Origin of the sequence: Mycobacterium sp. (assembly GCF_050701675.1) — a bacterium.
GTDB lineage: Bacteria > Actinomycetota > Actinomycetes > Mycobacteriales > Mycobacteriaceae > Mycobacterium.
The window spans coordinates 1-3,770 of record NZ_JBOGDD010000603.1 but is presented as its reverse complement, the minus strand read 5'-3'; the positions used below and the strand labels follow the sequence as shown (position 1 = coordinate 3,770).

Sequence of the window (3,770 nt, the reverse complement as noted above, 5' to 3'; positions counted from 1 at the left end):
GAGAATCCGCTCTCCGGCGGCGGGGACAACAAGGGGTCCTCGGGTTCGGAGGTCATCGTCGGCTCGGCGGACTTCGTCGAGAGTCAGCTGATCGCCAGCATCTACTCGCAGGCGCTGCAGGCGGCAGGCGTGAGCGTCAAGGAACAGTTCAACATCGGAAGCCGCGAGGTCTACCTCGCAGCACTCAAGGACGGGTCCATTGACCTGGTGCCGGAGTACAACGGTGCGCTGCTGAGCTATCTCGACCCGAAGTCGACCGCCGCGACCAAGGAGGCGGTGACCTCCGAGCTCACCGGCAAGGTGCCTGGCGGGCTGTCACTGCTCACGGCGTCACCCGCAGAGGACAAGGACGTCGTGGCCGTCACGAAGGCCACCGCCGACAAGTACAACCTCAAGACGATCTCGGACCTGGGGCCCCACGCCGGTGAGCTCGTCCTCGGTGGACCGCCGGAATGGAAGACCCGCCAGCAGGGCGTGGTCGGCCTGCGCGACGTCTATGGCCTCAACTTCAAGGACTTCGTCACGCTCGACGCCGGGGGCACCCTGACGATGACGGCGCTGACCAACGGTCAGGTCCAGGCGGGCGACCTGTTCAGCACCGACCCCGGTCTGGTGTCGAACAACCTCGTCGCCCTTGAGGACGACAAGTCCCTGTTCGCCGCAGAGAACGTCGTTCCGGTGATCAAGACGGCCAAGGAGAACGACACCATCACCAAGACCCTCAACGCCGTCTCGGCCAAGCTCACCACCGACGATCTCATCAAGATGAACGCCGAGGCCGCGACCGGCGCCAACCTCGCCGACATCGCGAAGAAGTGGCTCGCGGGCGCAGGCATCAGCGGTACTTAGGCAACACCCGACAAAGGACTTCACTTCATGACGACCACCTCTGGGACCGCCGCGGTCTCCGGTCCCCGTCCCGTCCGCGCCCCGCGCGGAGCCGAAATCTCCTGCAAGGGTTGGCAACAGGAAGCCGTCCTGCGCATGTTGATGAACAACCTCGATCCCGAGGTCGCCGAGCATCCCGACGATCTCGTCGTCTACGGCGGGACGGGACGCGCGGCGCGCAGTTGGGCCGCCTTCGACGCGCTGGTTCGCACCCTTCGGGGTCTCGAGGACGACGAGACCATGCTGGTGCAGTCCGGCAAGCCAGTTGGTGTGTTCCGCACCAACGTCTGGGCCCCGCGCGTGCTGATCGCAAACTCGAATCTGGTGGGGGACTGGGCCAACTGGGAACAGTTCCGCAAGTTGGAGGCCGAAGGGCTGACGATGTACGGCCAGATGACGGCCGGGTCGTGGATCTACATCGGCACCCAGGGCATCCTGCAGGGCACCTACGAGACGTTCGGAGCCATCGCCAGGAAGCGGTTCGGGGGCAGCCTGGCTGGCACGATCACGCTCACCGGTGGCGTCGGTGGCATGGGCGGCGCGCAGCCGCTGGCCGTCACCATGAACGAAGGCGTCGCGATCTGCGTCGACGTGGACGAGACCCGCATCGACCGTCGCATCGCCAAGCGCTACCTCGACGTCAAGGCCACCGATCTCGACGACGCCGTCGCCAGGGCCATCGAGGCACGGGACGCCAAGCGGCCGTTGTCGATCGGCGTGGTGGGCAACGCCGCCGAGGTGTTCCCCGCACTGCTCGAGCGCGGGGCGCCGATCGACATCGTCACCGACCAGACCTCCGCGCACGACCCGCTGTCGTACCTACCGATCGGCATCGAACTCGACGACATGAAGAAGATGTCGGAGAAGGATCCGGCCTACTTCACCGAGCAGGCGCAGGAGTCGATGGCCAAGCAGGTCGCCGCGATGGTCGGGTTCCTCGACAAGGGTGCCGAGGTCTTCGACTACGGCAACTCGATCCGCGACGAGGCGAGAAAGGCCGGCTACGACCGCGCATTCGACTTTCCCGGCTTCGTGCCCGCCTACATCCGGCCCCAGTTCGAAGAGGGCCTCGGCCCGTTCCGGTGGGCGGCGCTGTCCGGCGATCCCAAGGACATCGCCGCCACCGACAAGGCGATCCTCGAACTCTTCGGAGACAACCAGCACCTGCGACGGTGGATCACCATGGCCGGTGAACGCGTCGAATTCGAAGGATTGCCTGCCCGCATCTGTTGGCTCGGCTACGGCGAACGGCACCGGGCAGGGTTGAAGTTCAACGAGATGGTCGCCAACGGCGAGGTATCGGCACCGATCGTCATCGGCCGCGATCACCTGGACTCGGGATCGGTCGCCTCGCCCTACCGCGAGACCGAATCGATGCTCGACGGCTCCGACGCCATCGCGGACTGGCCACTGCTGAATGCGATGCTGAACACGGCATCCGGCGCTACCTGGGTGTCCATCCACCACGGCGGTGGGGTCGGCATGGGCCGCTCCATCCACGCCGGACAGGTGTCGGTGGCCGATGGGACCGAGCTCGCGGCCCAGAAGCTCGAACGCGTGCTGACCAACGATCCCGGCATGGGCGTGATCCGCCACACCGACGCGGGGTACGAGCACGCCGCCGCGATCGCCGCCGAGCGGGGCGTGCGAATTCCCATGCAGGAGAGCGAATGACAGAGAGCGCCGCGTCGCGGTTCGACCCGCTGTGGACCGCGATCCTCGACGTCGGGCAGGACAAGGACACCCGTGGCTATCGCCGGTTCGCCTGGTCCGACGCCGACCTCACGCTGCGCGAATGGTTCCGCGGCTGTGCCGAGGACCGCGGGATGGCCGTCGAGGAGGACCGCAACGGCAACCTGTGGGCGTGGTGGCTGCCGCCAGGATGGACCGGTGAGCCGAGGGACGCCTTCGTCACCGGTTCCCATCTGGACTCGGTGCCCGACGGGGGAGCCTTCGACGGGCCGCTTGGCGTCGTCTCGGCCTTCGCGGCGATCGACATCGTGCGCGACCGTGGCCTGGTGCCGACGATTCCCGTTGCGGTGGCGGCATTCTCTGACGAGGAGGGCGCCCGCTTCGGTGTCGCGTGCGTGGGATCGCAGCTCGTCACCGGTGCCCTGAGCGCTGAACGGGCCCGCGGATTGCGCGACAACGACGGCGTCACGCTCGCCGAGGCACTGACGCGCGCCGGCCGCAATCCCGAGCACCTCGGCGTCGACGACGCCCTGCTGAGGCGGATCGGCGTCTACGTCGAACTCCACGTCGAACAGGGCCGCGCCCTCGAACTCGTCGACCGTCCGATCGCCGTGGCGTCGGCGATCTGGCCGCACGGGCGCTGGGAGTTCGTCTTCCATGGCGCGGCGAACCATGCTGGCACCACGAGGCTCGGCGACCGGCGTGACCCGATGCTGGCCTTCGCGTCCTCGGTGCACGCCGCCCGGTCGGCGGCCGCTCGACACGAGGCGGTCGCCACGTTCGGCAAGATCCTCGTCTCTCCCAACGGGGCCAATGCGATACCGTCGCGGGTCCGCGCATGGCTCGACGCCCGTGCCGCCGACGAGCCGACGCTGACCGCGCTGGTCGATCAGATCAGCGCGGAGGCAGGGGGATTCGCGGCTTCGGACGGTATCGATCTGCAGGTGACGGCGGAATCGATCACTCCCATCGTCGAATTCCCCGAAGGTCCCCGCGCCCGCCTGCAACGAGCGCTGGCGCGCCTCGGCGACGTACCGGTGTTGCCAACGCAGGCGGGGCACGATGCCGGCATTCTGTCCGCGAAGGTGCCGACGGCAATGTTGTTCGTGCGCAACCCGACCGGAGTCTCGCACTCCCCAGAAGAGCACGCGGAGACCCCCGACTGTCACGTCGGCGCCGAGGCGCTGGCC

At 67.7% G+C, this 3,770-nt stretch carries 3 protein-coding genes; all 3 read left to right on the top strand.

Annotated elements, in window-relative coordinates:
- On the top strand, positions 1–849 hold an 849-nt coding region (locus tag ACRDUX_RS18560; RefSeq protein ID WP_526415487.1), incomplete at its 5' end, for an ABC transporter substrate-binding protein.
- Between the two features lie 27 nt (positions 850–876).
- Entirely contained in the window at positions 877–2,562 is a 1,686-nt protein-coding gene (gene hutU, locus ACRDUX_RS18555; RefSeq protein ID WP_526415486.1) for a urocanate hydratase, read from the top strand.
- A partial coding sequence (locus tag ACRDUX_RS18550) for an allantoate amidohydrolase (RefSeq protein WP_526415485.1) occupies positions 2,559–3,770 on the top strand: 1,212 nt, incomplete at its 3' end. The genes hutU and ACRDUX_RS18550, both read left to right, overlap by 4 nt.

Bases quoted from the DNA above. Each gene is read 5' to 3' on its own strand.
- hutU (WP_526415486.1), top strand. From the start codon at position 877: ATGACGACCACCTCTGGGACCGCCGCGGTCTCCGGTCCCCGTCCCGTC.